The following is a 25942-nucleotide window of genomic DNA, read 5'->3' on the forward strand; positions in this document are numbered from 1 at the left end:
GATTTAGTAATGAAGATGGATAGATAATAAATTTGTAATCGCTATCAAGTGCGATAATTATTTATATTTAGATATTGATATTCTAAGAGAACAATGTATAATAAATATCATAGAGTTGTGCAAACGTTTTCCTATTTTAATAGGGAAACATTGCAAAATTTAATCCGGGGAGGACAATTAGATGAAAAAGTGGTTGAGCTTTTGTATTATATTTTTACTTGCTATGGGGATTTTAGCAGCTTGTGGTCCAGATGATGCGGAACCATCAAATACAGATGAGGGTACGAATACCAATGCGACTGCTGAAGGTGAAATGCCGGAAAAACCGGAAGCGCTTACGCTGTGGGTGAATGCAGAGGAAAAACAAGAGGAAGCTGTAAAAGAAATAACAGATAAATATACAGAGGAGACAGGCATTGCAGTTAATATGGTTCCTGTCGATATGCTCGAACAAGTAGAAAAACTGGATGTGGAAGGCCCTGCTGGGAACGGACCAGATATTATTTTTCAACCACATGACAGGATTGGAGATCTCGTTTTAAGAGGATTAGTTGACCCAATAAATCTGGGTGATAAGGAAGCGGAGTATACACAAACAGCATTGGATGCTGTTCAATATGATGGAGAATATTGGGGATATCCGGCAGTAATTGAGACGTATGCAATGTATTATAATAAATCATTGGTTGATGAAGAAATTGAAACGATGGAAGATCTGATGGCAATAGCTGAGCGCGACACAAACGCAAGTAATGATGAATTTGGTTTCTTAATGGAAGCAGCAAACTTCTATTTTATATATCCATTCTTCTCTGGTAATGGTGCATATGTATTTGCAAACGATGAGGGGAATTATGATATCACTGATATCGGACTAGCTAATGAAGGATCAATAGAAGGCGGTAACTTAGTGCAATCTTGGTTTGATAATAGCTATATTCCACAAGATTTAACACCTGATATTATGAATGGACTATTCCAAGAAGGAAAAGTATCCGCTGTTATTAATGGACCATGGATGGTTCGTGACTATACAGAGGCTTTAGGTGATGACTTAGCAGCAGCGCCGCTACCAATACTGGATAATGGAGAGAATCCGAAGTCATTTGTTGGTGTGAAATCTTATATGCTATCCTACTACTCGGAGAACAAAGAGTGGGCTGAGGATTTGATGGCGTATATTACAAACTTTGAAAACTCTATGACGTATTATGATGTTGCTGGGGAAATCCCTGCTCGTGACGACGCGATGGAAGCCCCGATTATTGCAGACGATCCAATTTTCTCCGCATTTGCTGAGCAAACAACATATGGAGAACCGATGCCAAGTGTGCCAGCAATGCAACAAGTATGGGATCCAATTAACAATGCGCTTAATTTTATTTCTAAAGGTGAGCCTGTTGATGAAGTGTTAGAAGAAGCGGTACAAACGATTCAGGATCAAATTGCAGTTTCTGGAGCCAACTAATATTGAAATAAATATATGGGGAGATTTACTTCCCATATATTTATTTGCGCATTTGCATGAGGGGGAAGCCAAATGGCAAATCATCGATCAAAAAAAACAAGTAGAAATATAGCTACATTGTTATCGGTTGTTATCCCAGGGTTAGGTCAAGTCTATAATCGCCGCTTTCTAAAAGGGATACTATTATTAATTGTAACAATCTCGTTTTTAATCACAACATGGGACTATATTGATATTGGAATCTGGGGTTTGTTTACATTAGGGACCGTACCACGGGAGCATCACTCCATCCAGTTATTAATCCAAGGGTTGATAGCTTTAATCGTACTTTTATTCGGCATTGGAATTTATGCCTATAACATTATGGATGCAAGAAAAGATGCCATTGCCCGTGATAATGGAAATCCCAATCCCACCCTGTTAAAAGGGATTTCCAGCTTTTATAATAATGGATTTCCATACTTTATGATTTTACCAGGATTATTGATGCTCTTATTTGTTGTTGTTTTACCATTATTATTTATGGTTGGTTTGGCATTTACAGATTATAATCAATACAATTCTCCACCTCGAAATCTACTAAATTGGGTAGGGTTTGATAATTTTGCTGCATTAGCAAGTGTGAATATATGGAAGGACACATTTTTAAGCGTGTTCACTTGGACAATTGTTTGGACTGTTGTTGCTACGACATTACAAATTGTTCTTGGCTTATTTTTAGCGCTGTTAGTTAATGATAAACGGATTAAATTTAAACGTACCATTCGTACGGTGCTCATTTTGCCATGGGCAGTACCTGCATTTGTCTCAATCTTAATTTTTTCTGCTTTATTTAATCCGACATTTGGAGCGATTAACCGGGATCTGTTAAGTCAATTTGAAATCATGATTCCCTGGCTGTCTGACCCATTTTGGGCAAAGGTTGCGTTAATTATGATTCAAACGTGGCTTGGGTTTCCGTTTGTATTTGCCTTGTTCACTGGGGTTTTACAAAGTGTACCACAGGATATGTATGAAGCCGCTGATGTAGATGGGGGAACGAGGATGCAAAAGTTTCGACATATTACATGGCCACATCTATTATTTGCAACAGCACCACTTCTTATCATGCAATATGCGGGCAACTTTAATAATTTCAATATTATTTACTTGTTTAATGAAGGAGATCCAGCAGTTCGTGGACAAAATGCTGGTGGTACGGATATTTTAATTTCATGGGTTTATAAGCTTACATTTGTAACGAACAATTATAATATGGCTGCTGCGATAACGATCATCATGGGGTTAGTTATATCGGTATTTGCCTTTTTCCAATTTAGAAAAACAGCATCCTTTAAAGAGGAGGGACGTTACTAATGGCTATGTCTAGCAAGAAAAAATCAAAAATTGAGGTAGCGTTCATCTATCTATTTATTCTAATAATGTTTATTATTATTGGCTATCCATTATTCTGGGCACTTATGATGAGTGTGAACCCTGGGTCGAATATGCTTGTAACAGAGTTATTCCCAAGTAATCCAACATTGGAACATTATAAATGGTTATTTACAAGCCCAAATAGTAACTACTTACTTTGGTATAAAAATAGTTTGTATATAGCAGTTGTAAATTCTGTCGGTTCGGTAATTATAACATCGTTAATTGCATATGCATTTTCGCGCTATAAATTTATTGGTCGCAAATATGGATTATATATGTTCTTGCTGCTGCAGATGTTCCCGGCATTGATGGGAATGGTAGCTCTCTACATTCTATTAAATACAATTGGTTTAACAGATTCACTATATGGATTAATGCTGATTTATCTAGGAGGACAGATTCCATTTAATGCTTGGCTGGTAAAAGGGTATTTTGACACTATTCCGAAAGAACTGGATGAAGCAGCAAAGATGGATGGTGCAGGGCACTTGAAAATTTTCTGGACAATTATGCTCCCGCTGGCTAAGCCAATACTGGCAGTTGTCGCATTGTTTAATTTTATGGCACCATTTATGGACTTTCTGCTGCCGCGAATTGTTTTGACAAGTCCAAGTAATTTTACATTGGCACTTGGATTGTACAACTTTATTAATGATCAATTTTCAACAAACTTCACTCGATTTGCGGCTGGTTCCATTTTAATTGCAGTTCCAATTGCGCTTGTATTTTTACTATTGCAGCGTTATTTAATATCAGGCTTGACATCAGGGGCTACAAAAGGCTAATAATGAGATAAATTCATTCAACAAGAGAGTGTGAGAATTAATGGTAACGATCAAAGATGTAGCAAAGGCAACTGGTGTAGCACCCTCTACTGTCTCAAGAGTAATTGCTGATAATCCGAGGATAAGTGCAGAAACAAAGAAAAAGGTTCGTAAAGCGATGAAAAATTTAGGATATCATCCGAATATAAATGCGCGGAACTTAGTGGCGAAATCGACAAAAGCAATTGGGGTAATCATGCCATCCTCTGCCGACAAAGCATTGCAAAATCCGTTTTTCCCCGAAATTTTACGGGGGATTGGTTCTGTTACCCATCGTATGCAATACTCCATGACACTTTCCAGTGGACAAACAGAAGAAGAAATTTTTGAGGAAGTACAACGATTGGTACACGGCAGCTATGTAGACGGTTTGATTTTACTTTATTCCCGATTAGAAGATCGTGTAACAAGCTTCCTAAAAGAAATGAAATTTCCATTTGTCGTTGTGGGAAAGCCATATGAGAATATGAATGAAATTACCCATGTAGATAATGATAATTTTGTTGCTGGAAAGGAAATAACACAGCATTTAATTGAAAACGGTCATAAGAAAATTGCATTTATTGGAGGTTCAAGGGAATTATTCGTTACCATCGATCGAGAAGAAGGTTATGAAGCGGCATTGCAGGAGGCGGGTTTAGAAGTTAGTGATCATTATAAAATCCATACTGAATTTCTCAAATCAGGGGGACGAGAAGCCGTAGAGACTTTACTATCACTTGATGTACCACCAACAGGGATTGTTGTAACAGATGATTTAATGAGTCTTGGTGTACTTAGTTTATTAGAGGAATCAGGGGTCCGTGTGCCTCAGGATATTTCACTAGTTAGTTTTAATAATGTTTACTTATCTGAAATTATTCGCCCTGCGCTTACAACTGTTGATATACAAATACATGAGCTCGGGGTCCAATCGGCAAAGGCATTAATTGAAAAAACCGTTAACAAGTCAGAACCAGTGAAACGAATCAGTATTCAGCATCAGATTGTTTATCGCGATTCAGTAAGTAAAAAATGAAATAGGCCAGCAATATAGTAAAGAGATAATTAGTCTGCATAGACTGATTATCTCTATTTAATTGAAAAAGATGCTTAAATGTAGTACATATGAACATTGAATAATATTTCTTAACCACAATTGATATTGATTATCATTATCATTATAGATTATAATAAGGTAGAAATAAGAAATTACTTGGAGGGAGTAATGTGAGAAAAATTCTTGTGCTTTGTTCTAGTTGTACCGGTAATACAGAAATGATGGCAAAAGCTATTGTTTATTATATACAGAAACAAAAGCATCACGTTGTATACAAATCATTTGAATTTGATGTGATTGAAGTGGAGGAACTGCTTGATTATGATTTGGTTCTGATTGGAACTCATTCTGCAGATGACGGTCAGATTCCATATGAAGCAGAGGATTTCTATGATGAATTGAGTGAAGTAGATTTGGAAGGTCGTTTAATGGGTGTATTTGGTTCGGGAGAATCTTTTTATGATGTCTTTTGTGAATCGATTGAAATAATGGGAGATCAGCTGGAACATCTAGGAGCAAAGCTTGTTCCTGAACGATTGAAAGTTGAGCTGGAGCCAGACAATGAGGATATAATTCGCTGTGAAGTATTTGCTGAAAAAGCATGTGCTATGATTCATAAGGTACTGTAATCTATATTTAAACTTATAGAGCAATTTATCAAATATGAATTATATAACGGTCGCGCTTGAAAATATATCCATTGTGAACCGTTATATCCTTTTTGAATAGATAATCTCTTTCTTCATATCTGCTTTATTAATCTGTAACAAGTTCGGTCAAGACCTCCTGCTAATCAAAGGATGCAAATAAACTTCATAATTATTTGTTTTTACACATAACCCTATCATGATAAGAAAATTTATGTTTCATATGAAGAGTTTTAGGTAAAAGTTATGGTAAAGGTCTATGACCAATATGAATAGGTTAGGAGAGATAGAGTGGAAACCGATAAGATCTATGGGAATACTCCTTGTTATTTAGGGGGAAAAAAAGTCAATTTAAAGGATAATAGTTTTAAAGACAGAGATGTTCTTATTTATGGAGTGCCATGGGAAGGTGCTGTAACTTGGGGAGATTATACAGGATGTGAGCTTGGACCAAAGGCAATACGATTAAATTCAGCCCGCTATTCTGGCTACTTACCTGAATTGAATCATATTGATGTATTCAGTCATTATAAAATTGGTGATTTAGGCGATGTAGATGTTGTGCCTGCAGACACAGCAGAAACGATGGACAGAATTGAAAGCTTTGCGAAACAGGTATGGAAATCTGGGAAATTTCCAGTTGCATTTGGTGGGGATCATGGAATTACGTATCCGATTGTAAAAGCACTTGGTGAAGAAGCAGATGGTAAGGTTGGCATCATCCATTTGGATGCGCATTATGATAATTATCCGGATTATTATGGAGATTTATATGCTCGCAGCACACCATTTCATCGTATTTACGAGAGTGACAGTGTACGAAACGAAAGTATTGTTCATATGGGCATCCATGGTCCGCGAAATCAGCCTGAGACAGGGAAATATGCTAAAGAAGTCGGTGCAACAACAATTTCTGTCAGAGAAATTCGGCAGGCAGGAAATCATTTATCCGATCTAGCAAAACAAGCATATGCGATTGCAAGTAAAGAAACGGATGCAGTTTATTTAAGTATTTGCAGTGATGTACTTGACTTTGCCTTTAACCCTGGTGGTCCAGTTGATGGAAATGGCCTTACCTCCTATGAACTGCTGGAGCTCGTTCATGAATTTGCAAGACTTGGAATTAGAGGGATGGATTACGTAGAGGTCTATCCCCAGCAAGATCCAAACGATAATTCCTCCCACTTTGTAACATATGCTGTTCTTTATGCATTGGCAGGGAAAATTTTAGGTGAAAAGAATAAAAAGTAAATAGATAGGATAAATCGCTTCTTACTATGTGAGAAGCGATTTTTATTTCCAATTATTAGCCTAAACATAAGGAACTGAATGGCCGATATAAAGATTAAGTTTAAAAGTGTGGGAAGAAAGTAGGGGGCCAATATGTTTGTAAGAAGGAAGCAAAAAAATAATGCTGTTTTAGCTGAATGGAGTAAACAAATGGATCCTAAGCTAGAAATAGAAACAGGATCTGATCTAGAAAAACAGCTTAAAATGCTTGATTTTTCAATGGAAGATTTCGCAATTGCACAAGTGCTGAAGCCTTATGTAGAGGCAGAAAATCAATTGATTATTGATCAATTCTATAAAAATTTAGAATACAACCAAGGTTTGATCGAAATTATTGAAAAGAACAGCTCAATTGAAAGACTAAAGAAAACATTACGTACCCACATCGTTGAAATGTTTTCTGGTGTGATGAATGATTCCTTCATCGAGAGAAGAAAAATAATCGCACATATTCATGTAAAAATTGGGCTTACACAGAAATGGTATATCGCATCCTTTCAAAAGCTCTTTGAAGGGCTTGCAGATATTGTGCAGAATAACTTTGAAAATGCGTCAGACCAAATCCTTGCAATTAAGGTCATTAATAAATTGCTGAATTTGGAACAGCAGATTGTGTTAGAGGCGTACGATGAGGAAGTAATGCGGATCAAAGATCAAGATGTACAAACAAAAATGAACATCGTTCAAACGTTAGAGGAAAACTCAACGGAGCTTGCAACATTGGCCGAAGAGACGATGGCATCAATTGAAGAAATGATTGCACAGGTAAATGTTATTACAGGAAATTCAAAAATGGGCACAGCATATGCAGAGGAAGCTAAGGAAGCTGCGGCAAAAGGGAAATCTCGTTTGACTGTTATGAATCAGTCTTTGGAAAATATGCAGCAAAGTACAACAAAGGTCAATGAGGACATGGCAAATTTAGAAATTACATCCACGCAGATTAAGGATATTATTGAAATTGTAAAGTCGATCGCAGACCAAACAAATCTTTTGGCATTAAATGCATCTATAGAAGCAGCGAGAGCTGGGGAGCATGGCCGTGGCTTTGCTGTTGTTGCTGAAGAAGTGAGAAAGCTTGCAGAGCAAACTGGGAAATCTGTAACGAATGTAACGGAACTTGTTACAGTCACAAATGAACAAATTTTTAATAGTGCTTCTTCTTTACAGGAAGTACAGCAATTTTTAACAAACGTAAAAGAGCAGATGGCAAGTACAGAAGCCGCATTTCAAAAAATTGATGGAACGATGGATAAAACGAAAACAAGTAATAAAACAATTCAAACTGATCTGGAAGTATTTGAACAAGGGATTGAAGGAATTGAGCAATCAGCAGTTACCATTTCGGGATCTGCAGAAAGCTTAAATAAAATGATGGAAGAGTTGCTGGTTTAGAAGGTGTTGGGATCCTATATTTTTAGGGATCCTTTTTATATTTAGAATGTATAAATTTTAGCTTAAGTGTCTCAAAGTTGTACAGATAATAATACCTATATAAATATCTTAAATTCATACTAATTACACTTGTGAAATGATGCACGAATAGCTTAAAATGGCATTATAGGAGGGGATGTGTTGACCCAGGAATTGATTAATGAGTTGTTAGCGGCCATCACATTATTATTAGAGGATTTGAAAGATATACAAGAAAATAGCTATCATATGGATCAATTATTTAATCAATTAGAATCTGATATAAATGATGTTGAGATAACAATCCTTGGCTTGGAACAAAATGCGCAGAATCTGGATGAAAGACTTGCTCAAGTACTTCAATGTATGATGAGTAAAGCTAGAGACAACACAAATTATAAAGCAATTAGTTAAAAAAGCGTGCGATGGCAGGCTTATTTTTTTTGATAAAAATTTGGGACTAATAGTTGGTTCTTTTTAATTGTTTCTGCTAGCATTAACTGTAAGAATTATTCGAAATGAGGAAAAATAATGGATAAGTTATTTAAAATCATACAGGAAAATAAATTCGTTTTGTGGATTTTGATACTACTAATAACACTTATCTGGGGATATACATGGGTACTCATGAAGGAATCACTTAACTTTATGGGACCATTTGCATTCTCTTCTTTTCGATTTGGTATAGGAGCTGTGACCCTTATATTAATGATAGTATTTCTAAAAATAGGCTTGCCTCCAAGAGAATCATGGAAGCATCTCCTTGTGGTAGGCTTGTTACAGACGGCAATTGTGTTTTTGCTGGTTATGTTCGCCTTAAAATTTGTTGATGCTGGAAAATCGTCTGTATTGCTTTATTCCATGCCAATTTGGAGCAGCATTCTTGCAGCTAAATTTTTATATGAAAAAATTACAACAGTAAAGCTATCCGGGTTGCTCATTGGGATGCTGGGGCTGTTAGCTATTCTTAGTGGAGATATTTGGACGGGGCAGAAACTAGGTGTTATATTTGGAGAATTATTAATCGTTATCGCTGCTATCTCCTGGGGAATATCGAATGTGTATTATCGTCTTCATCTACAGCACCTGTCGAAAATACAAGCGACAGCATTTCAGATGCTATTTGGAGTAATTGTCATTTTCTTTGTGACGCTTTTCATGGAGTGGGGACAGCCTATTCACTTAAACGCTGCAAGTGCTTATTATATCCTGTTCACTGGGATACTGGCATCTGCACTATGTTTCTCAGTATGGTTTCTTATTATTAGTATTGTAGATATGGTAACTGCAACACTATCAACTCTGCTTGTCCCATTATTTGGACTATTATTCAGCAGTGTTATATTAAATGAAACGATGAGCGTAAATATGATAATCGGATTTCTCTTAATTATTACAGGAATTACTGTAGCACAAATGAAGAAACCCTTGCGTGCATAACTGAACTGGCCCAGTAAAACGGGATAAGAAAAAACACCTACGCTGCCATAGTCCTAAATTCAACAGGACTGTGGCAGTTTAATTTTTTAAACGGTCGTATATAGTTGTAATAATACATGTAAGATTCTACTTTTTCTAGTACAATAGTGTTTGTAAGGTGCACTCTATTTTGAGTGTTGAATTCTTCCGACTTTAGCGAGGAGTGGAAGGATTCGATTACGGCATTATCAAAGCAATTTCCTTTTCGGGACATGCTTGTGGTAATGCCTTTTTCTTTAGCTAACTCTTGAAAGGAGTAGGAGGTATATTGTGCTCCTTGATCACTGTGTAAGATTACTTCATGTGTCTCTCTGCCTTTACATGCAGCCTCTAGTGTATCTAAAACAAGCTTAACCTCCTGTGTCTCACTAACTTTATAGGCTATGATTTCGTTATTATATAAGTCCATAATGGTTGATAAATAAAGCATTTTCTCCCCATAAGGTAAGTAATATCAGTAACCCACTATTGATTAGGACGATCAGCCTTGAAATCCTGTTTTAAAAGATTTGGGACGACGAACTTGCTTTCCCCAGCAATATAAACCTTTCTTTTCATTTTAACTTGACACTGAAGGTTATATTTTTGCATGATCTTTTGTACTGTCTTTCGATTTACCTTTATTTTATGGTCATTTTTGAGAATACCTCTTACGTTTCGATGTCCTACTCTAAATAAAAGGCTTTGACAAATATTTATAACCAACTGATGTAAAAAAGGCAGCTCAGCTGATAGTCTCTTTTTCCAACGATAATATGTTGATTTTGGAATCTCGAAACATTCACAAATAGTAGTGATTGTGTATTTTTCTTTATAAGATTCTACGACTTCGACGAATACTTCTGGAACCACTTCCTTTCGATTTCTTGGTACTTTCCCAACAATTCATCTCGCATTTCATAATACTTCACTTTTTTTCGTAACTGATTTATTTCACTATCATCATCAGGTCCTTTACCGAAAGCATATTGTTTTCCAATAATTGGTTGAGCTAACCTGTGCTCTTCACCGTTCCTATACCATCTCATCCATGTTTTGATTTGTGTCTTATTTTTAATACCAAACTTCTCCATTATCTCTTTGTTAGTTAGTTTCCCAGCAAGTTTTAAGCGTATCACTTCTCTTTTGATTTCTTCAGGATAAACCATCTTCTTCCCCATAACAAAAACACCTCCAAATGTCGATAAATAATTTATACGACTCTCGGGGTGTTTTTTCCTGTCTCATATTATTGGGTCACTCTATAACAGCACATAGGGGTTTCTTCATTTAAAACAGCAATAAGCCAATCGCGATCGGAATAAAGCTGAACATTAATATCATCACACAAAATCCCATAATATCGCGGATTTTTAGTCCAGCGATAGCAAGTACTGGAAGAGCCCAGAAGGGTTGGATCATATTTGTCCATGCATCGCCCCAAGCAACGGCCATAGCAGTCTTTGCTGTATCAGCACCGATTTCAAGTGCTGCCTGGATCATAATCGGACCTTGTACTGCCCATTGTCCTCCACCAGATGGTACAAAAACATTTACAACCCCTGCGCTAATAAATGTGAAGATTGGTAAAGTATATTCTGTTGAAAAGCTGACAAACCATAATGAAATTTGTTCAGATAATCCGGAAGAAACCATCATTCCCATGATTCCGGCATAGAATGGAAATTGTACAATAATGCCTCCGGCGTTCTTAACGGCCTCACTTACTGTATCAAGAAAACGCCGTGGTGTTCTGTGCAGAATAATTCCTAAAAACAAGAAAATAAAATTGACAATATTTATGTTTAAGTCAAATCCATTAGTAATAAAATGATAGCCGACAAATATCAGTCCCATCAACCCGATTGATAGTGAAAGTACTTGGCTGTTTTCCAATCGTTCGGCCGGTGTTGCTGGCTGTGTCTGTATAGCCGGGGTATTTTTGTTCTCTGTTTCCTCTGAATCATCTTTCCATAGTGATGTATTTATTGTACTTAATGGATCAGCACCTTTTAATAAGTGTCGGTTAAAAATTGGCAGTGTTATCAATAGTGTCATAACAATAAAGATATTAAATGGGCTGAACAATGTATCTGCGACAGGAATCAATCCCATTGTTTCTTCTAAAAAGTGTCCTGGGGTAGCAATGAGAAGTGGTACTGATCCGGAAAAACCGCCATGCCAGATAAGCATTCCACTGTAGGCGCTTGCGATTAGGATTCGATAATCAACTCCGGGAACTCGCTTTGCAACGTGAACAGCAAATAGAGCCCCAACAACGAGTCCGAAACCATAGTTTATTAAACAAGCAGCTAGAGCAACAAAGGTAACAAGCATAACCGCTTGACCTGGGGTATTTGCAAGACTGCTCAGCTTAGCTAAAAAGCGTTTCACAACCGGTGTGTTTGCTAAAATATATCCAGTTACGACTACAAGGGACATCTGCATGCCAAAAGCTAGGAGTTCCCAAAAACCATCCCCCCAATGGGTAACCATTTCCATTGGACCACTGTCCGTAAAGAAAACTCCTAATAAATACACAATGAAAGTTAACATGATTGCAAACAAAAAGGCATCTGGTAAATAGCGCTGTACTAATCTGTCAAAAAACGACGTTAAAGCTTTCAATAGAAATCCTCCCTTTGCAAGCGTTTTTTTATAATAGTATCATAAATCAAAACTGCAGCATGGTAAATTATATGCAGTTTTTAGGGAAATAGTATGATGCAGTAACAGAAAGATAGAAAAGTAGAATGAAGCATAATTAACAATGTAGTTAAATTTGTCGATTTTATTTGTATAACACACACATCATGTTATTTTTGTGTAAAATAGAGCTTGGTGTTTTGACAGTTAGGAAAGCATAACAGCTTTACTAGCTGCATAAGTCAACTACAGCATTCTTCTAAAGCCCTGAAGAATGTCTGGTTTTCTAAGAAATACTATATAAATATAGAAAGAGATGGTAGATTATATGAATGGTACAGCACATGTAGCGATTGGAGCGGCAGCTGGTTTTGTCGTTGCCAATCAATTTGCATCAACTCCTGCTACAACACTACTTTTAGTAGGACTAGGGGGTGTCTCAGGATTAATGCCTGATTTGGATATTGATGGAAAGCTTCGGAGCAAAATCACGTTTTCCCATCAAGTAATTCAATCTGCTGCTCAGTTAATTGGTGCATTGATGATTCTGTATAGTCTATACGAGGGAACAGCAGCAGATCGCTATTTTGGTATCGGTATCGGTATAGCAATGATGACATTATCGGCTTTAATTAAACAAAGACATATGCTGATTATTACTGGAGCAGGCATACTTGCTGGCAGTATCGCATTGCAAGAAAAGTGGCTGATGCTACTTGGGATTTACATCATAATAGCATCGTTTGTATCCCACCGGAGCTATACACATTCCATTATAGGAGCAATATTTTTTGGGTTTATTGCATCTAACTTGCAGGAATCACTTGCGATTGAAGGTGTTTTCTACGCTTGTCTGGCTGGTTATATCAGTCATTTAATTGCCGACAGCAAAATCCTGCCTTTTAACAAGCGGGGAATTAAATTGTTTCTCCCGCTTTCCTCAAAGGATTTTTAAAGGCAAAATAGCATTTTGATATCCATTTATGGATGTAAATCATTTTTTGACGAGCAGTCGAATCTATGTATTTGGCTGCTTGTACAATTTTTTACGAATCAGACTATTGAATAAATATTGAAATTTTTCTGAAATAATATATAATTGGTTTAAGTATTTGGCTAACATTGGAAATCAAAAAAACAGCATAGTGTTCTAGTAAAGAAAAAAAAGGGGTTGAGAGGATGTTAAAAAGAGTAATTTTGACAGCGTTTACATTAGGGGTGAGTGTATTTTTTCTTGCGTCGTGTGGTGGTGGGGGTACAAATATTGCAATTGGCCCGCCGGCGAGCGAAACAAATGCAGTATCTAAATTAATTTTAGAAGCCTATGGAATTGAAGAAAGTGATTATAGTGCTTATCAAGAAGGCTTTGGAGATGCAGCAGATGCGGTTCAAGATGGAAACATTGATGTTTCCATTGGTATTTTAGGGTTGCCTGCTGGTAATATTGAAAGTTTACAAGCATCTGTTGGTGATGTGAAAATGATCGGCCTGACAGAAGAAGCTATTGCACATATGGAAGATAACAGCGGATATATGCGTTACACCATTCCAAAGGATACGTATGAGTTTATGGATGAAGATATTGAAACGGTTACAGCATTTGCTGTATTAGTAGCGAATACAGATACAATTGATGAGGAGCTAGGGTATGAGCTAGCGAAAAGTATGGTAGAGAATGCTAGTGAAAATACACATTCTCAATCTGTTCATATGACCCTGGAAAATGCACTGCAAGGAGCAGAAGGCTTACCAATTCATCCTGGTGCCAAGCGTTATTACGAGGAACAGGGGTTGACAGTAGAAAATGAAGTTGCTGAACTTGGCTCAACAGAACGAAAGAATGATTTAGTTTTGGGAACGGGAAGTCAAGGAGGAACTTATTATCCATTAGGAGGAGAAATTGCCACGATTTGGAATAAAAATATTGAAGGATTAAATGTTACGAATACAGAGACCGGAGCATCTATAGAAAACCTAGCCAGTATCCGTGATGGCAACATGGATCTAGGCATGACCGTTCACGTACCTGCTCTTGATGCTGTACATGGTGAAGGTGATTTTGAAGGAAATGAAGTTACAAATGCAGCATTTATCGGACATATTTATCCGGAAGTCGTTCAAATTGTTACACGAGAAAATACAGGAATTACTAGCTTAGATGAGTTGAAGTAACTTGCTAATAGAACGTTGTCTTAGCTTTTCATACGCACTATATGTAAAAGAGAAAAGGATCTTGAACGTAACTAAAGATCCTTTTCTTACTACCTTATAAAGGGTGTGGTTAAATGAAAGAAAACTCCCAGCTTGATGTTAAACAAATTTTGGAAAAATATGACCGAGAGAGTAATTATCGTATCAATATTGGCAAATGGGCTTGGGTTGTCTCGTTCCTAGGTGTGGCACTCACGCTATTCCATTTATATACAGGTTATTTTGGCACCCTTCCATCACAGCAGCAAGGAGCGATCCACTTAGGAACCGCCCTTGGAATTATGTTTTTGCTTTTTCCTGCAAAAAAAGGATTACAAAAGAAACAAAAATCGGTTCCTTGGTATGATGCGGTACTAGCATTTACTGCTATTTACGTAACGTATCATAAGATTATTTTCTTCGATTCAATTCTCCAAAGCCGTATTTCAGGGTATGGCATGGTCGATACCGCTATCTCAATTTGTGGAATTTTATTGTTATTGGAAGCAACCCGTCGAACAGTAGGAATACCTATTGTTATTGTAGCTAGTGTTGCGATTCTTTATGCTGTTTTTGGCAACCATATGCCAACACAGCTGCTATCACATCCAGGATTTGCAGTTGATCGAATTGCAACTGATTTATGGTATAAAGAAAATGGTGTGTTTGGCACACCGATTCAAATATCGGCCAAATTTATTTTTTTGTTTCTTTTCTTTGGGGTTATTTTAGTACACACAAAAATTGGTCAGTTTTTTAATGATATTGCACTTGCTTTAACAGGAAGATTTACTGGTGGTACCGCTAAAACTGCTGTAGTTGCAAGTGCACTGCAAGGAATGGTATCCGGAAGTTCAGTTGGAAATACAGTTGCCTCTGGATCGTTTACAATTCCGATGATGAAAAAGTCAGGCTTTAAGCCAGAATTTGCGGCAGCGACAGAGGCTTCGACGTCTACAGGTGGACAAATTATGCCACCAATTATGGGGGCAGCGGCATTTATTATGATGGAATATTTAGGTGTATCCTATGGAACAATTATGTTAGCAGCAATTGTTCCTGCTGCATTATATTTTACAGGTATTTTTATTGGAACTCATTTTGAAGCAAAGAAAATCGGTGTTATCGGATTACCGAAGGCTCAGCTGCCAGTTTTCAAGCAGTTAATGCTAAAAGATGGATACATGCTTTTGCCACTATTCATTATTATTGGAACGATTATGGTTGGGTTTACGCCACAACGAGCAGCATTAATGGGGATTTTCACTGCTTTTATTGTTAGTTTAATTCGAAAAGACACACGAATGAGCTTTAAAAAAGTATTTCTTGTTCTGGAGGAAGGTGCCCGGGTAGCACTGCCGGTAATTGCAGCAGTTGGAACGGCAGGAATTATTGCTGGAGTTGTCAGTATTACAGGATTAGGAGCTAAATTTGCCGCAAGTATCATTGCGTTATCAGGTGGTATACTGTTCTTCTCTTTAATTTTTACGATGGTTGCTTGTATTATTTTAGGAATGGGACTTCCGACTACTGCTAATTATGTTGTTACAGCAACCATTGCAGCACCTGTATTAATTAATGATTTTGGCGTTTTACCAATTGCTGCCCATATGTTTGTTTTTTACTTTGGAATTGTTGCAGATATTACGCCACCAGTTTGCTTAGCGGCATATGCTGGTGCTGGAATCGCTCGGGCAAACCCATTTAAATCAGGGGTGACAGCTGTAAAGCTAGCGATAGCGGCTTTTATTATTCCGTATGTTTTTATTTATAATCCAATCCTATTGATGCAGGATATAACACCAGTAAGTATCATTATCTCTATATTGACAGCGATAATAGGGATGACCGCAGTCAGCAGTGCTGTAGTAGGATTCTTTATACGCAACTCCTATTCCTGGGAACGACTGATTCTCTTTTTTTCAGGCATAATGCTGATTGTACCTGATATTTTAATCAGCATAATTGGTCTGGCACTTTTAATGGGGATTTGGTATATTCAAAAACAACGCAAGGATGATTCTGGGGAAATGAAAGCACGTATATCTATATGAAATATGAAGCCTTATAAGCTATGAAAATGGAGAGTTGAGCGTGAATGTAACTCTCCATTTTTATGTTGCGCTGCTATTTAGTTAATCGACTTCAAATAATGATAGCGCACACATGACGAAATTCGACAAAAATTTCAGATATTGTATTGATTTTTTAGAGGAAATGGGTTTATAATATCTAAAATTGCTCTAAACATTGGTTGTTATATAAAGGACCTGCTTGCATGGAGTGAATTTTCATAATAATAAAACTTTACATCTTAGACACGGAGGTCTTTTTATGCTAAGCAATCCACTTATAGCTACAACGCTTATTTTTGCATTGATTGCACTTGGAGAGTGGCTTTCGATCATCTCCAAAGCAAGAATTCCAATGCTTCTTACCGCGATGGTAGGTTATTTGATCTGTATTTGGACGGGAATATTCCCTAAAGATATTCTTGCAACATCACAATTCGCTGCATTAGGGGCGATGTTAGTTGGACCTGCTATTTTACACATGGGCACAATGATTCCTTTTTCACTCTTGAAAACGCAGTATAAAGCTGTATTAATTTCGTTAGGAGGGATTACAGTTTCTGGTGTGCTCATTTTGATTATTGTCACATTTCTCTTTGACTATCCAACTGCGGTAGCAGGAATTGGTCCGCTCAGTGGAGGAGTTGTAGCACTAATTATCACCTCTGAAAAGTTAACAGAGATTGGGCTGACAAGCTTAATCGTTATTCCAGCGTTAATTGTTGCGTTTCAAGGATTATTGGGAATGCCGCTCGCGCAATATTTTCTAAGAAAATATGCGTTTACGATTCAAGAGCAGATAGATAATGGAACATTTAAGCCGATGGAAGATAATAAGCATACAGCTACAAAGGAAACAGCTGTGAAGAGTCCAATTAAATCGAGTATGACATTAAAATTATTCTTTGTATTTGTAGGTGCAGCAATTGGTACGGCACTAGGTGAGGTAACACCAATCCATTACAGTCTTTGGTGTCTTGCATTTGGTGTAACAGGATTGAAGCTAGGTATCTTTGAACATAAATCACTGGAAAAAGCGAATTCATTTAACTTAACGATGATTGCAATTATATTTGTTGTTATTGGAACAATGGCTGATGTTAGTCCACAGGATGTATTAAACAACCTGCCTAGTATCATTGTTTTGCTTTTGCTTGGTACACTCGGTATTTCATTAGGTGGATTTATCGTTTCGAAGCTGCTGAAGTGGCACCCATATAAGGGAATGCCTGTTGCTTTAACAGCATTATTTGGGTTTCCGGCTGACTATATTCTTTGTGAAGAAGTAAGCAGAAGTATTGCAAGGAATAAAGAGGAAGAGGAAACCATTTTTAATGAAATGCTGACACCGATGCTAATTGGCGGGTTTACGACCGTTACCATTGCATCAGTAGTCATCGCGGGAATATTAGTTCAAACATTATAGGAATCGTTGGAGGGAAATAAAATGGGAAAAACAATAATTAAAAATGGATTGTTGATAGATGGAAATGGTGGAGAAATCCAACAAGGTGCAATTGTTGTTGTAGAAAATAATTGTATTCAATACGTTGGTCCCGAAAGTGAGTATACTGCAGACGGTAATGAAGCAGTTTTGGATGCGCAGGGTGGAACGATTATGCCAGGTTTAATAGATACACATGTTCATATGATGCTCGAGTTTTCACCGGTTGCAAAAAGGCTGACAACTCCATTTTCTTTTATGTATTACCAAGCTGCAAAATACCTGGAAGCAACATTACACGCAGGCATTACTTCTGTTCGTGATGCACTTGGAGCAGATCTAGGTGTGAAAAAAGCAATTGAAGAGGGACTTATTACAGGACCAAGAATGCAATTAAGTATTAACGCACTGACGATCACTGGCGGGCATGGAGATGGTTATACAGTCTCGGGTATAGAAATGGATCTTTTACCATCGGGTTACCCAGGAATGCCAAGTGGAAAATGTGATGGGGTAGAAGAGGTTCGCAAAAAGGCACGTGAAATGCTGCGTGCAGGTGCAGAAGTTATAAAGGTGCACGCAACTGGTGGTGTAACAAGTGCAACAGACCACCCGGAATTCACGCAATTTTCTCAAGCAGAATTAGAAGCAATTGTTGAGGAAGGTAAATTTAGAAAAGGTGTTAAGGTAATGGCACATGCACAAGGTGCAGAAGGTATTAAAAATGCAGTAAGGGCTGGAGTACATTCGATTGAGCATGGAATCTTTCTGGATGATGAGGCAATTGAGTTGATGCTCGAAAAAGGTACATATCTCGTACCAACATTACTTGCTCCTGTTGGTGTTTTAGAAACAGCAGAGGAGGCAGGTATGCCTGATACTGCTGTAGAAAAATCAAAGGAAGTTATTGAAATTCATAAAGCAAGTATTGCAAAAGCTTATCAAGCTGGTGTGAAAATTGCTATGGGAACTGATGCAGGTGTTGTGAAACATGGAATCAACCTGCGTGAGCTTGGTCTAATGACAGAAATCGGGATGTCCCCAATGGAATCCATCGTGGCATCTACGAAAACAGCTGCAGAATGTCTCGGATGGGAAGACAAAGTTGGAACAATTGAAGCTGGAAAACTCGCAGATATTATTATCGTGAAAGGTAACCCGCTGGAGGATATTTACTCGCTTGCTGACAATGATGCGATTCAGATTGTAATGAAAGATGGAAAAGTAGAGAAGAACTTACTCAACTACTAATAAAAATAGCTTTCCTTAAAATTTTAAGGAAAGCTATTTTTTATTTTATATCTCTTCAAAAGGGAATTTCATTTTAACCCTTCACAATAAATTTAATATTTTACATTCAATTAACTCCTTCAATACTCTATAAATTTGCCGATAAATAAAGAAAGAAACTTATACGAACCTTACGATATTAAAATAGAGTCATTAGGTTTTTCAGGAGGTCAACTATGGATAAAACATCAATTATTGGGATTATGTTAGGATTAATTGCAGTAGGAGTTGGGATGGTCCTTAAAGGAGTAAGTGTTGCAGCACTAATAAATCCTGCTGCAATATTAATCATTTTATTAGGGACAGTTGCTGCTGTAACAATTGCATTTCCAGCGAGTACACTTAAAAAGATACCTGCTTTAATTAGAATTTTATTTACAGAAACCAATAAAACAGATACAAAGGAAATAGTTGAGATGTTCAGTAACTGGGCAGATCAGACACGCAAGGAAGGTATCTTATCATTGGAACAGCAGGTAAATGAAGTAGAAGACCCATTCCTGGCATCTGGATTACAGCTAGCGATTGATGGGCAATCACCGGATTTTATTAAAGATATTATGCTGGAAAAAATTAATGCGATGGAGCAACGGCATGAGGAGGGGGCAGCTGTATTTTCACAAGCTGGAACCTATGCACCAACACTTGGTGTGCTTGGTGCAGTTATAGGATTGATCGCAGCACTAGGTGATATGTCAAATATTGAAGCATTAGGCGCCGCAATTTCTGCCGCTTTTATTGCGACATTATTAGGAATTTTTACTGGCTATGTATTATGGCATCCGTTTGCAAATAAGCTAAGGGAAAAATCCAAAAAAGAAGTAGTGCAAAAGGAAATTATGGTGGAAGGCATTCTCTCTATAACTACTGGTGATTCACAATTGATTGTACGTGAAAAGCTGGGTTCCTTGCTTTCAACAAAAGAATTAACTGCTATGAAGCAGGTGGATGTAAATGAGTAGAAGAAAGAAACGCAAGCAATCACATATAGATGAATCATGGCTTTTACCTTATTCTGATTTATTAACACTTCTAGTTGCTCTATTTATCGTGTTATTTGCGATGAGTGATATAAATGTGCAAAAATATGAACAGCTTTCAGGTGTATTTCGTGATCAGTTTTCTGGTGGGGGCAATGGTATTCTTGAGAATCAAGAAACACCGGTTAAAACACCAGTAGATTCGGGCGAGATCGAAAAAGAAAATCAAGAAAATGCGAGTGAAGAAGAGATTGATGAAAGTGTTTCAGAGGGGGAAGGAGAACTTCTGCACCTTGAGGAGCTAAATTCTGCGATACAAAATTATATATATGAAAATGACTTAACTGATGCGTTTGGAACAGAGCTGACAGATGAGGGGCTATTAGTAACAATCGTTAATGATGTATTTTTTGATTCAGGCAGTGCTGTGGTAAAAGATGGAGGAGTAACTGTAGCGCGAGAGGTTTCTGATTTGCTTCACACAGAACCCCCACATCAAATTGTTATTAGTGGACATGCAGACGATGTACCAATTGGAGATTCCTTATTCGAATCGAATTGGGAGTTAAGTGTTACTCGTGCACTCAACTTCATGCGCTTAGTGCTGGAAAATGAAGCACTGGATCCAACACTTTTCAGTGCAAAAGGTTTTGGGGAGTATAAACCAATTGTTCCGAATACAAGCAAAGAAAATAGAGCCAAAAACAGAAGGGTCGAAGTTTTGATATTACCTAACTATGAGATCAATGTGGATAACTAAGTGCTAATAGGATTATATGGTATGCCAAGAATGATTAAATGGCTATCGTAGGAGCAGAATTTTATTCGGCTCCTTTTTCATATTGATTAAAAAATATTGTAAATAACCTACAATTTCTTTCGTATTATCCGATATAGATAAGGTATTAATCTTAAATAGTTCTTTTTGACTAGTTTAAATAACTTGTTAAAAATGAAATAACAGGGGGTTCACAATGGTAACAACAAAAGAAGAACGCAATCGTTCAGTCGTATTTTTATTAAATGGAATGAATTCATCCCTGAAATCAATTATTCCTATTCCAAGTGAAATAGCAAAGCCAACTTTGGCAGGAGCAAGTTTATCTCTTCAATTTGGTGTTCTGATTGGATTTACAGGGGATGCAAAAGGAAAGTTAATTCTTTCAGGTGACCCATCTGTTTTTGCAGCAATAGGTGAGACAATGTTTGGAATGGCTGTTGAGGGAGAAATGCTAGCTTCTTTTAGTGGCGAGCTGGGAAATATGTTAGCTGGTAATCTATCTACAACGATTGTTCAGGATGGAATCAAAACAGATATTACTGCACCAACTATTATGCAGGGATCCACTACTTTATCAGGCTATGAAAAAGCATTGCAGCTATCTGCAGACTTTGGAAAAACAGGGAAATTAGATATTTACTTGTTACTGGATTGAGGTTTTTAGCTTCAATCTTTCTTAATAAAAGACCATTCCTTGGTAAATTGCGAGATTCCAAAAATACTTCTTTATAAATCGTGATTTTTGTCGATATAAAAGATAGGAACTTTAACCTACATAGAAATGATAAATGTACAGCAATTAATGATTCTTATAATTATGTTAGGATTGACAACATTAAATGGACAAAATGCAAATGGAAAGGAAATGCTTTATGGATACGGATCAATATTTAGAAGTATTTTTGGAAGAAAGCCGAGAGCATTTACAGGCTGTGAATGATAGTATTCTTCAATTAGAAAAGCAACCTGATGATTTGAATCTGGTAAATGAAATTTTCCGATCTGCACATACATTAAAAGGTATGGCTGCAACAATGGGATATGAAGATATTGCATCGCTTACCCATAAAATGGAAAATGTATTAGATATGATTCGCAACCATGAATTGAATGTGACGACGGATATAATTGATGTCATCTTTTTAGCAATTGATGCTCTCGAGGATATGGTTGGTTCCATCCAAGAGGGGAACGATGGAAAGAAAGATGTTTCCGAATTAGTTCAGCGTTTGGATCAAATAGAGAACGGCAAACAAGCTATGCAAACAGAGCAATATGCAACAGCAGTAGAAGTAAACACAGTTCAAACAGACATGGTTGGACTTGATGAATTCCAAGTTACAATTGTTGAACAAGCAAAAGACCAAGGGTTTTCTCCATATCAGATAACAGTTGAATTAACAAATGAGTGTATTTTAAAAGGCGCACGTGCCTATATGGTTTTTGAATCATTAGAAGACCATGGTGAAATTATTCATACCGATCCAACTGTTGAAGAGATTGAGGAAGGAAATTTTGGACAAAGCTTTTCGATGATATTTTTATCAACCGTGGATCCAGAAATGGTAAAAGAAATTATTAGCGACGTATCAGAAGTGAAGCACGTAGAAATGGAGAGCTTGATTACAACTGTTTCTGAAGAGCATCGGGAAGAATCAGTTCCAGAAGGACAAGCTCCCGAAGCGAAACAAGAGGCGGCAACTGCTGAGAAGAGTGCTCCAGCTGCAGCGAACCATGCTTCTAAAACGATTCGTGTAAACTTGGAAAAAATAGATAATCTATTGAATTTATTTGAAGAGGTTGTCATCGATCGAAGCAGATTAGAGGTAATTGCTGAAGATATGAATAACCAGCAGCTAACGGACACAGTTGAGCATATTAGTCGGGTATCAAGTGATATGCAAAGCCTTATTCTAGCGATGCGAATGGTGCCGATTGACCAAGTATTTAATCGTTTCCCTCGAATGATTCGCGGGCTTGCAAAGGATTTAGGGAAGCATATTGATTTGGAGATTATTGGAGCCGATACAGAGCTTGATCGTACGGTAATAGATGAGATTGGTGATCCCTTAGTTCATTTAATCCGTAATTCAGTCGATCATGGTATTGAACTGCCGGAAGTGCGAAAGCAAGCAGGAAAATCAGAAGAAGGGAAGCTGACACTCAGAGCTTTCCATAGTGGCAACCATGTTTTCATTGAAATTGAAGATGATGGTGCTGGTATTAATCATGAAAAAGTTAAGAATAAGGCAATTGAAAATGGGATTATTACACGGGCTGAAGCAGATATGCTGACAAAAGATGAAGTTGCTAATTTGATTCTTTCATCTGGTTTTAGCACAGCTGATAAAGTATCTGATATTTCTGGTCGTGGTGTTGGTTTAGATGTAGTGAAAAATAAAATTGAATCATTAGGTGGTCAAATTGCAATTGAATCACAGCCTGGTAAAGGAAGTATATTTTCAATTCAATTACCGCTTACACTATCAATTATTTCAACGCTGCTTGTAGATGTCCAAAAGGAAATCTATGCAATTCCGCTTTCTTCGATCATAGAAACAGTTATCTTGGAAAAAGATCAAATGATGTTTGCACACGGAAAAAAGGTTATGGATTTCCGTGGAAAAGTAGTTCCACTTGTTTCATTAGCGACCGTTTTTGATGTTCCACAACAAGAGCAGGCAGAAACGAAGGAGCACTCGGTTGTTATTGTGAAAAAAGGAGAAAAGCTAACCGGGCTTATTGTTGATTCCTTTATTGGTCAACAAGAGGTTGTATTAAAATCTCTAGGTAATTATTTAAGAGATGTATTCGCTATATCTGGTGCAACAATTCTAGGAAACGGTGAAGTTGCTCTAATTATTGATCCGAATGAATTGATGCCTAAGTAGAGTGGAGGAAATTAAATGGCTGAAGTAACTAAGTATATTGTATTTAAACTAAACGATCAATCCTTTGGTGTTGCAGTGCAGCAGATTATTTCTATTGAAAGACTACAGGAAATAACAGCGATTCCGCGAACCTCGGAATTTATTAAAGGAGTTACCGAATTGCGTGGTGAAACAACTCCGATCATTGATTTAAAGGAACGATTAATGCTTGCAGAGTCTGATACCACAAATGATACCCGTATTTTAGTTGTTTCGATTCAAGGAATGCAAATCGGATTAATTGTTGATGCTGCAACAGAAGTAGTGGACATTGACGAGAATCAGATTCAAGCAGCACCAAAACTGATAGCTGGAATTCAGGAAACGTTTTTAAAGGGTGTTGCAAAGGTTGATAAGCATCTGCTTATTTTACTGGATCTCGACCGTATTGTTGATCTCAATGAAACCAATGAGCTAGAAGAAGCGATAAAGGAAGAAAACTAAACATAATTAAGAGGACTGCGCTTGATTTGAATGCAGTCCTCTATTACTTTAGAAGAATAATAGGTCTAATAGTAATACGACAGCTAACCCAACAATGGATGTTGTGAAAAGTAATAAACCCCATGTTTTGAATGTATCTTTAATAGATAAGTTAAAGTACTCTTTAAATAACCAGAAGGATGCATCATTCACATGTGTAATCGTATTACTGCCGGCTGCAGTTGCTAATACCATTAAGACAGGGTTTACATCAAAGGTTGTAATCAAAGGTCCTACAATTCCAGCAGCCGTGATTGCCGACACAACACCAGTACCTGTTGCAATACGAATTAATGCTGTGATAAACCATGCCATAATTAATGGAGACACAACCGTGTTTTCCATCATCCCAGCAATGTAATCGCCTACACCTGAGTCAAGTATAATCTCTTTAAATGCCCCACCAGCCCCAACAATAAAGATAATCATAGCAATCCCTTTAATAGCACCGGAGAAGGAATCCATTACTTCATTCATTGTACGTCCTCTGCGCAGACCAAAAACATAAATCGCAATTAATACGGCAAGCAGCAGACTTGTTTCCGCGCTGCCCAGGAAGTTAATTAGATCATGAAAAAATGTACCTTCATTAATAAACATATTAATAATGGTGGCAGCAGAAATCATAATCGCTGGAATTAATGGGATGATGACACTTGTTGCAAATCCTGGCATTTCATCGTCAGTAAATTCCTTAGGTTTTTCTAATAGTGGTGGAACAGGACGATCCAAATTTTTCATGAGTCTTGGCAGAATAATCCCGGCTGCAATAACTGCTGGAATAAACACGACAATTCCAAGCATATAGACCATTCCCATATCAGCACCATAAGCTTCAACCAATGCTGTTGGCCCTGGCTGTGGAGGAAATAGACTATGAGATAACGTTGTAGCCGCTACCATTGTAATACCAAGTTTCATATATGGCACCTTAGCTTCGATTGCGATGCTGATTACGAGAGGGGCAAGTATAATAAATGCAACCTCATAGAATACAGATATACCAAAGATAGCACCAACAATAATAAGAGCCCATTGAACATTTTTTACGCCAAATTTATTTAATAGAGTAGATGCAATACGTTGTGCTGCACCAGAATCAACCATTAGCTTACCGAGAACAGCACCGAACCCAATGATTAATGCCAAGCTTCCAAGCGTACTTCCTAAACCAGCTTTGATGGTATCGATAATCGAAGTAAGCTGCATGCCATTTAAAAGTCCAACTAATATTGCTGAAATAATTAAAGCTAGTACACTATTTAGCTTTACTTTCATATTTAAAAATAATAGTAAAGCAACGCCGAGCACAAGTGAGATAATCGGCAAGTTATTCATTATCCAATCCATGCTATTTCCTCCTAAGTTTATTAATCCGCTTACAATTAGCAGATTAGATATAGATATGCTATTTTTCAAAATAATAACGCTCTCATTAATTTGTTTACTAAACCAACTAATGATGTTATAGTATAAAACTTTCTGCTAATAGTCAATGTAATATGAAGAAGAAGTATAGTTCAGAATTCATAGAATAAGAGGATGAACAATTACTAGACCTTTTTGAA

The 25942-nt window shown here is 37.2% G+C and carries 21 protein-coding genes and 1 pseudogene; 19 read left to right on the plus strand and 3 right to left on the minus strand.

What is annotated here, in order from left to right; all coding sequences use genetic code 11:
* The first annotated feature begins 181 nt into the window (after positions 1 to 181).
* The 9 genes from NSQ77_RS17100 to NSQ77_RS17140 all read left to right on the plus strand — a co-directional run bounded on the left by NSQ77_RS17100 (position 182) and on the right by NSQ77_RS17140 (position 9540).
* Complete coding sequence (locus NSQ77_RS17100; RefSeq protein ID WP_339227271.1) at positions 182 to 1468, plus strand: extracellular solute-binding protein; 1287 nt, start codon at positions 182 to 184, stop codon at positions 1466 to 1468.
* Between the two features lie 72 nt (positions 1469 to 1540).
* The gene (locus NSQ77_RS17105) at positions 1541 to 2824 is read left to right on the plus strand and encodes an ABC transporter permease subunit (RefSeq protein ID WP_339227272.1); all 1284 of its coding nucleotides are present in this window, start codon (positions 1541 to 1543) and stop codon (positions 2822 to 2824) included.
* Between the two features lie 5 nt (positions 2825 to 2829).
* Complete coding sequence (locus NSQ77_RS17110) at positions 2830 to 3672, plus strand: sugar ABC transporter permease (RefSeq protein WP_339231057.1); 843 nt, start codon at positions 2830 to 2832, stop codon at positions 3670 to 3672.
* A gap of 40 nt (positions 3673 to 3712) precedes the next feature.
* Positions 3713 to 4729 carry a LacI family DNA-binding transcriptional regulator gene (locus NSQ77_RS17115; RefSeq protein ID WP_339227273.1) on the plus strand — a complete coding sequence of 339 codons (1017 nt, stop codon included), beginning with the start codon at positions 3713 to 3715 and terminating at the stop codon, positions 4727 to 4729.
* A gap of 191 nt (positions 4730 to 4920) precedes the next feature.
* Positions 4921 to 5379: a flavodoxin domain-containing protein gene (locus tag NSQ77_RS17120; protein WP_339227274.1), complete on the plus strand. Its 459-nt coding sequence runs from the start codon at positions 4921 to 4923 to the stop codon at positions 5377 to 5379.
* Positions 5380 to 5688: 309 nt separating this feature from the next.
* The gene (locus NSQ77_RS17125) at positions 5689 to 6648 is read left to right on the plus strand and encodes an agmatinase family protein (RefSeq protein WP_339227275.1); all 960 of its coding nucleotides are present in this window, start codon (positions 5689 to 5691) and stop codon (positions 6646 to 6648) included.
* Positions 6649 to 6780: 132 nt separating this feature from the next.
* Positions 6781 to 8082: a globin-coupled sensor protein gene (locus NSQ77_RS17130; RefSeq protein WP_339227276.1), complete on the plus strand. Its 1302-nt coding sequence runs from the start codon at positions 6781 to 6783 to the stop codon at positions 8080 to 8082.
* Between the two features lie 180 nt (positions 8083 to 8262).
* Positions 8263 to 8514, plus strand: coding sequence for a hypothetical protein (locus NSQ77_RS17135; protein ID WP_339227277.1), 252 nt, complete (start codon positions 8263 to 8265; stop codon positions 8512 to 8514).
* Between the two features lie 117 nt (positions 8515 to 8631).
* A complete protein-coding gene (locus NSQ77_RS17140) occupies positions 8632 to 9540 on the plus strand; it encodes a DMT family transporter (RefSeq protein ID WP_339227278.1) in 909 nt (302 codons plus the stop codon).
* Positions 9541 to 9577: 37 nt separating this feature from the next.
* Here NSQ77_RS17140 and NSQ77_RS17145 read toward each other — a convergent pair.
* Together NSQ77_RS17145 and NSQ77_RS17150 are read right to left on the minus strand one after the other, a co-directional pair.
* Positions 9578 to 10739 (minus strand): annotated as a pseudogene (locus NSQ77_RS17145) (IS3 family transposase).
* Positions 10740 to 10848: 109 nt separating this feature from the next.
* On the minus strand, positions 10849 to 12186 hold the full coding sequence (locus NSQ77_RS17150; RefSeq protein ID WP_339227279.1) for a short-chain fatty acid transporter: 1338 nt from the start codon (positions 12184 to 12186) through the stop codon (positions 10849 to 10851).
* A gap of 346 nt (positions 12187 to 12532) precedes the next feature.
* Here NSQ77_RS17150 and NSQ77_RS17155 point away from each other — a divergent pair, with 346 nt between their 5' ends.
* The 10 genes from NSQ77_RS17155 (at position 12533) to NSQ77_RS17200 (ending at position 24335) form a co-directional block, all read left to right on the plus strand.
* Entirely contained in the window at positions 12533 to 13159 is a 627-nt protein-coding gene (locus tag NSQ77_RS17155; protein WP_339227280.1) for a metal-dependent hydrolase, read from the plus strand.
* A gap of 224 nt (positions 13160 to 13383) precedes the next feature.
* Positions 13384 to 14376, plus strand: coding sequence for a TAXI family TRAP transporter solute-binding subunit (locus tag NSQ77_RS17160; RefSeq protein WP_339227281.1), 993 nt, complete (start codon positions 13384 to 13386; stop codon positions 14374 to 14376).
* A 113-nt stretch (positions 14377 to 14489) separates the two neighbouring features.
* Positions 14490 to 16448 carry a TRAP transporter permease gene (locus tag NSQ77_RS17165; protein ID WP_339227282.1) on the plus strand — a complete coding sequence of 653 codons (1959 nt, stop codon included), beginning with the start codon at positions 14490 to 14492 and terminating at the stop codon, positions 16446 to 16448.
* A 280-nt stretch (positions 16449 to 16728) separates the two neighbouring features.
* Entirely contained in the window at positions 16729 to 17892 is a 1164-nt protein-coding gene (locus NSQ77_RS17170; RefSeq protein WP_339227283.1) for a hypothetical protein, read from the plus strand.
* 21 nt (positions 17893 to 17913) lie between these two features.
* On the plus strand, positions 17914 to 19161 hold the full coding sequence (locus NSQ77_RS17175; protein WP_339227284.1) for an amidohydrolase family protein: 1248 nt from the start codon (positions 17914 to 17916) through the stop codon (positions 19159 to 19161).
* Positions 19162 to 19376: 215 nt separating this feature from the next.
* A complete protein-coding gene (motA, locus tag NSQ77_RS17180) occupies positions 19377 to 20162 on the plus strand; it encodes a flagellar motor stator protein MotA (RefSeq protein WP_339227285.1) in 786 nt (261 codons plus the stop codon).
* Positions 20155 to 20940: a flagellar motor protein MotB gene (motB, locus tag NSQ77_RS17185; RefSeq protein ID WP_339227286.1), complete on the plus strand. Its 786-nt coding sequence runs from the start codon at positions 20155 to 20157 to the stop codon at positions 20938 to 20940. The genes motA and motB overlap by 8 nt, the downstream gene beginning before the upstream one ends.
* 214 nt (positions 20941 to 21154) lie before the next feature.
* Positions 21155 to 21616 (plus strand): chemotaxis protein CheX, encoded by a 462-nt coding sequence (locus NSQ77_RS17190; protein ID WP_339227287.1) that lies wholly within the window; start codon positions 21155 to 21157, stop codon positions 21614 to 21616.
* A gap of 217 nt (positions 21617 to 21833) precedes the next feature.
* Positions 21834 to 23852 carry a chemotaxis protein CheA gene (locus NSQ77_RS17195; protein ID WP_339227288.1) on the plus strand — a complete coding sequence of 673 codons (2019 nt, stop codon included), beginning with the start codon at positions 21834 to 21836 and terminating at the stop codon, positions 23850 to 23852.
* 15 nt (positions 23853 to 23867) lie between these two features.
* Positions 23868 to 24335: a chemotaxis protein CheW gene (locus NSQ77_RS17200; protein ID WP_339227290.1), complete on the plus strand. Its 468-nt coding sequence runs from the start codon at positions 23868 to 23870 to the stop codon at positions 24333 to 24335.
* 48 nt (positions 24336 to 24383) lie between these two features.
* Here the strand turns inward: NSQ77_RS17200 and NSQ77_RS17205 are convergent, their stop codons facing one another.
* Positions 24384 to 25724 carry a gluconate:H+ symporter gene (locus NSQ77_RS17205; RefSeq protein ID WP_339227291.1) on the minus strand — a complete coding sequence of 447 codons (1341 nt, stop codon included), beginning with the start codon at positions 25722 to 25724 and terminating at the stop codon, positions 24384 to 24386.
* Between the last annotated feature and the right edge of the window lie 218 nt (positions 25725 to 25942).

It is taken from the genome of Oceanobacillus sp. FSL K6-2867, assembly GCF_037963145.1.
Classification (GTDB): Bacteria; Bacillota; Bacilli; order Bacillales; family Amphibacillaceae; genus Oceanobacillus.

What these genes read in the sequence shown, in the direction of transcription:
- motB (WP_339227286.1), top strand. Translation starts at nt 20,155, where the DNA reads ATGAGTAGAAGAAAGAAACGCAAGCAATCACATATAGATGAATCATGG.
- NSQ77_RS17170 (WP_339227283.1), top strand. Translation starts at nt 16,729, where the DNA reads ATGCTAAGCAATCCACTTATAGCTACAACGCTTATTTTTGCATTGATT.
- NSQ77_RS17205 (WP_339227291.1), bottom strand. Translation starts at nt 25,724, where the DNA reads ATGGATTGGATAATGAATAACTTGCCGATTATCTCACTTGTGCTCGGC.
- NSQ77_RS17130 (WP_339227276.1), top strand. Translation starts at nt 6,781, where the DNA reads ATGTTTGTAAGAAGGAAGCAAAAAAATAATGCTGTTTTAGCTGAATGG.
- NSQ77_RS17165 (WP_339227282.1), top strand. Translation starts at nt 14,490, where the DNA reads ATGAAAGAAAACTCCCAGCTTGATGTTAAACAAATTTTGGAAAAATAT.
- NSQ77_RS17100 (WP_339227271.1), top strand. Translation starts at nt 182, where the DNA reads ATGAAAAAGTGGTTGAGCTTTTGTATTATATTTTTACTTGCTATGGGG.
- NSQ77_RS17155 (WP_339227280.1), top strand. Translation starts at nt 12,533, where the DNA reads ATGAATGGTACAGCACATGTAGCGATTGGAGCGGCAGCTGGTTTTGTC.
- NSQ77_RS17140 (WP_339227278.1), top strand. Translation starts at nt 8,632, where the DNA reads ATGGATAAGTTATTTAAAATCATACAGGAAAATAAATTCGTTTTGTGG.
- NSQ77_RS17115 (WP_339227273.1), top strand. Translation starts at nt 3,713, where the DNA reads ATGGTAACGATCAAAGATGTAGCAAAGGCAACTGGTGTAGCACCCTCT.
- NSQ77_RS17105 (WP_339227272.1), top strand. Translation starts at nt 1,541, where the DNA reads ATGGCAAATCATCGATCAAAAAAAACAAGTAGAAATATAGCTACATTG.
- motA (WP_339227285.1), top strand. Translation starts at nt 19,377, where the DNA reads ATGGATAAAACATCAATTATTGGGATTATGTTAGGATTAATTGCAGTA.
- NSQ77_RS17160 (WP_339227281.1), top strand. Translation starts at nt 13,384, where the DNA reads ATGTTAAAAAGAGTAATTTTGACAGCGTTTACATTAGGGGTGAGTGTA.
- NSQ77_RS17200 (WP_339227290.1), top strand. Translation starts at nt 23,868, where the DNA reads ATGGCTGAAGTAACTAAGTATATTGTATTTAAACTAAACGATCAATCC.
- NSQ77_RS17175 (WP_339227284.1), top strand. Translation starts at nt 17,914, where the DNA reads ATGGGAAAAACAATAATTAAAAATGGATTGTTGATAGATGGAAATGGT.
- NSQ77_RS17195 (WP_339227288.1), top strand. Translation starts at nt 21,834, where the DNA reads ATGGATACGGATCAATATTTAGAAGTATTTTTGGAAGAAAGCCGAGAG.
- NSQ77_RS17190 (WP_339227287.1), top strand. Translation starts at nt 21,155, where the DNA reads ATGGTAACAACAAAAGAAGAACGCAATCGTTCAGTCGTATTTTTATTA.
- NSQ77_RS17110 (WP_339231057.1), top strand. Translation starts at nt 2,830, where the DNA reads ATGTCTAGCAAGAAAAAATCAAAAATTGAGGTAGCGTTCATCTATCTA.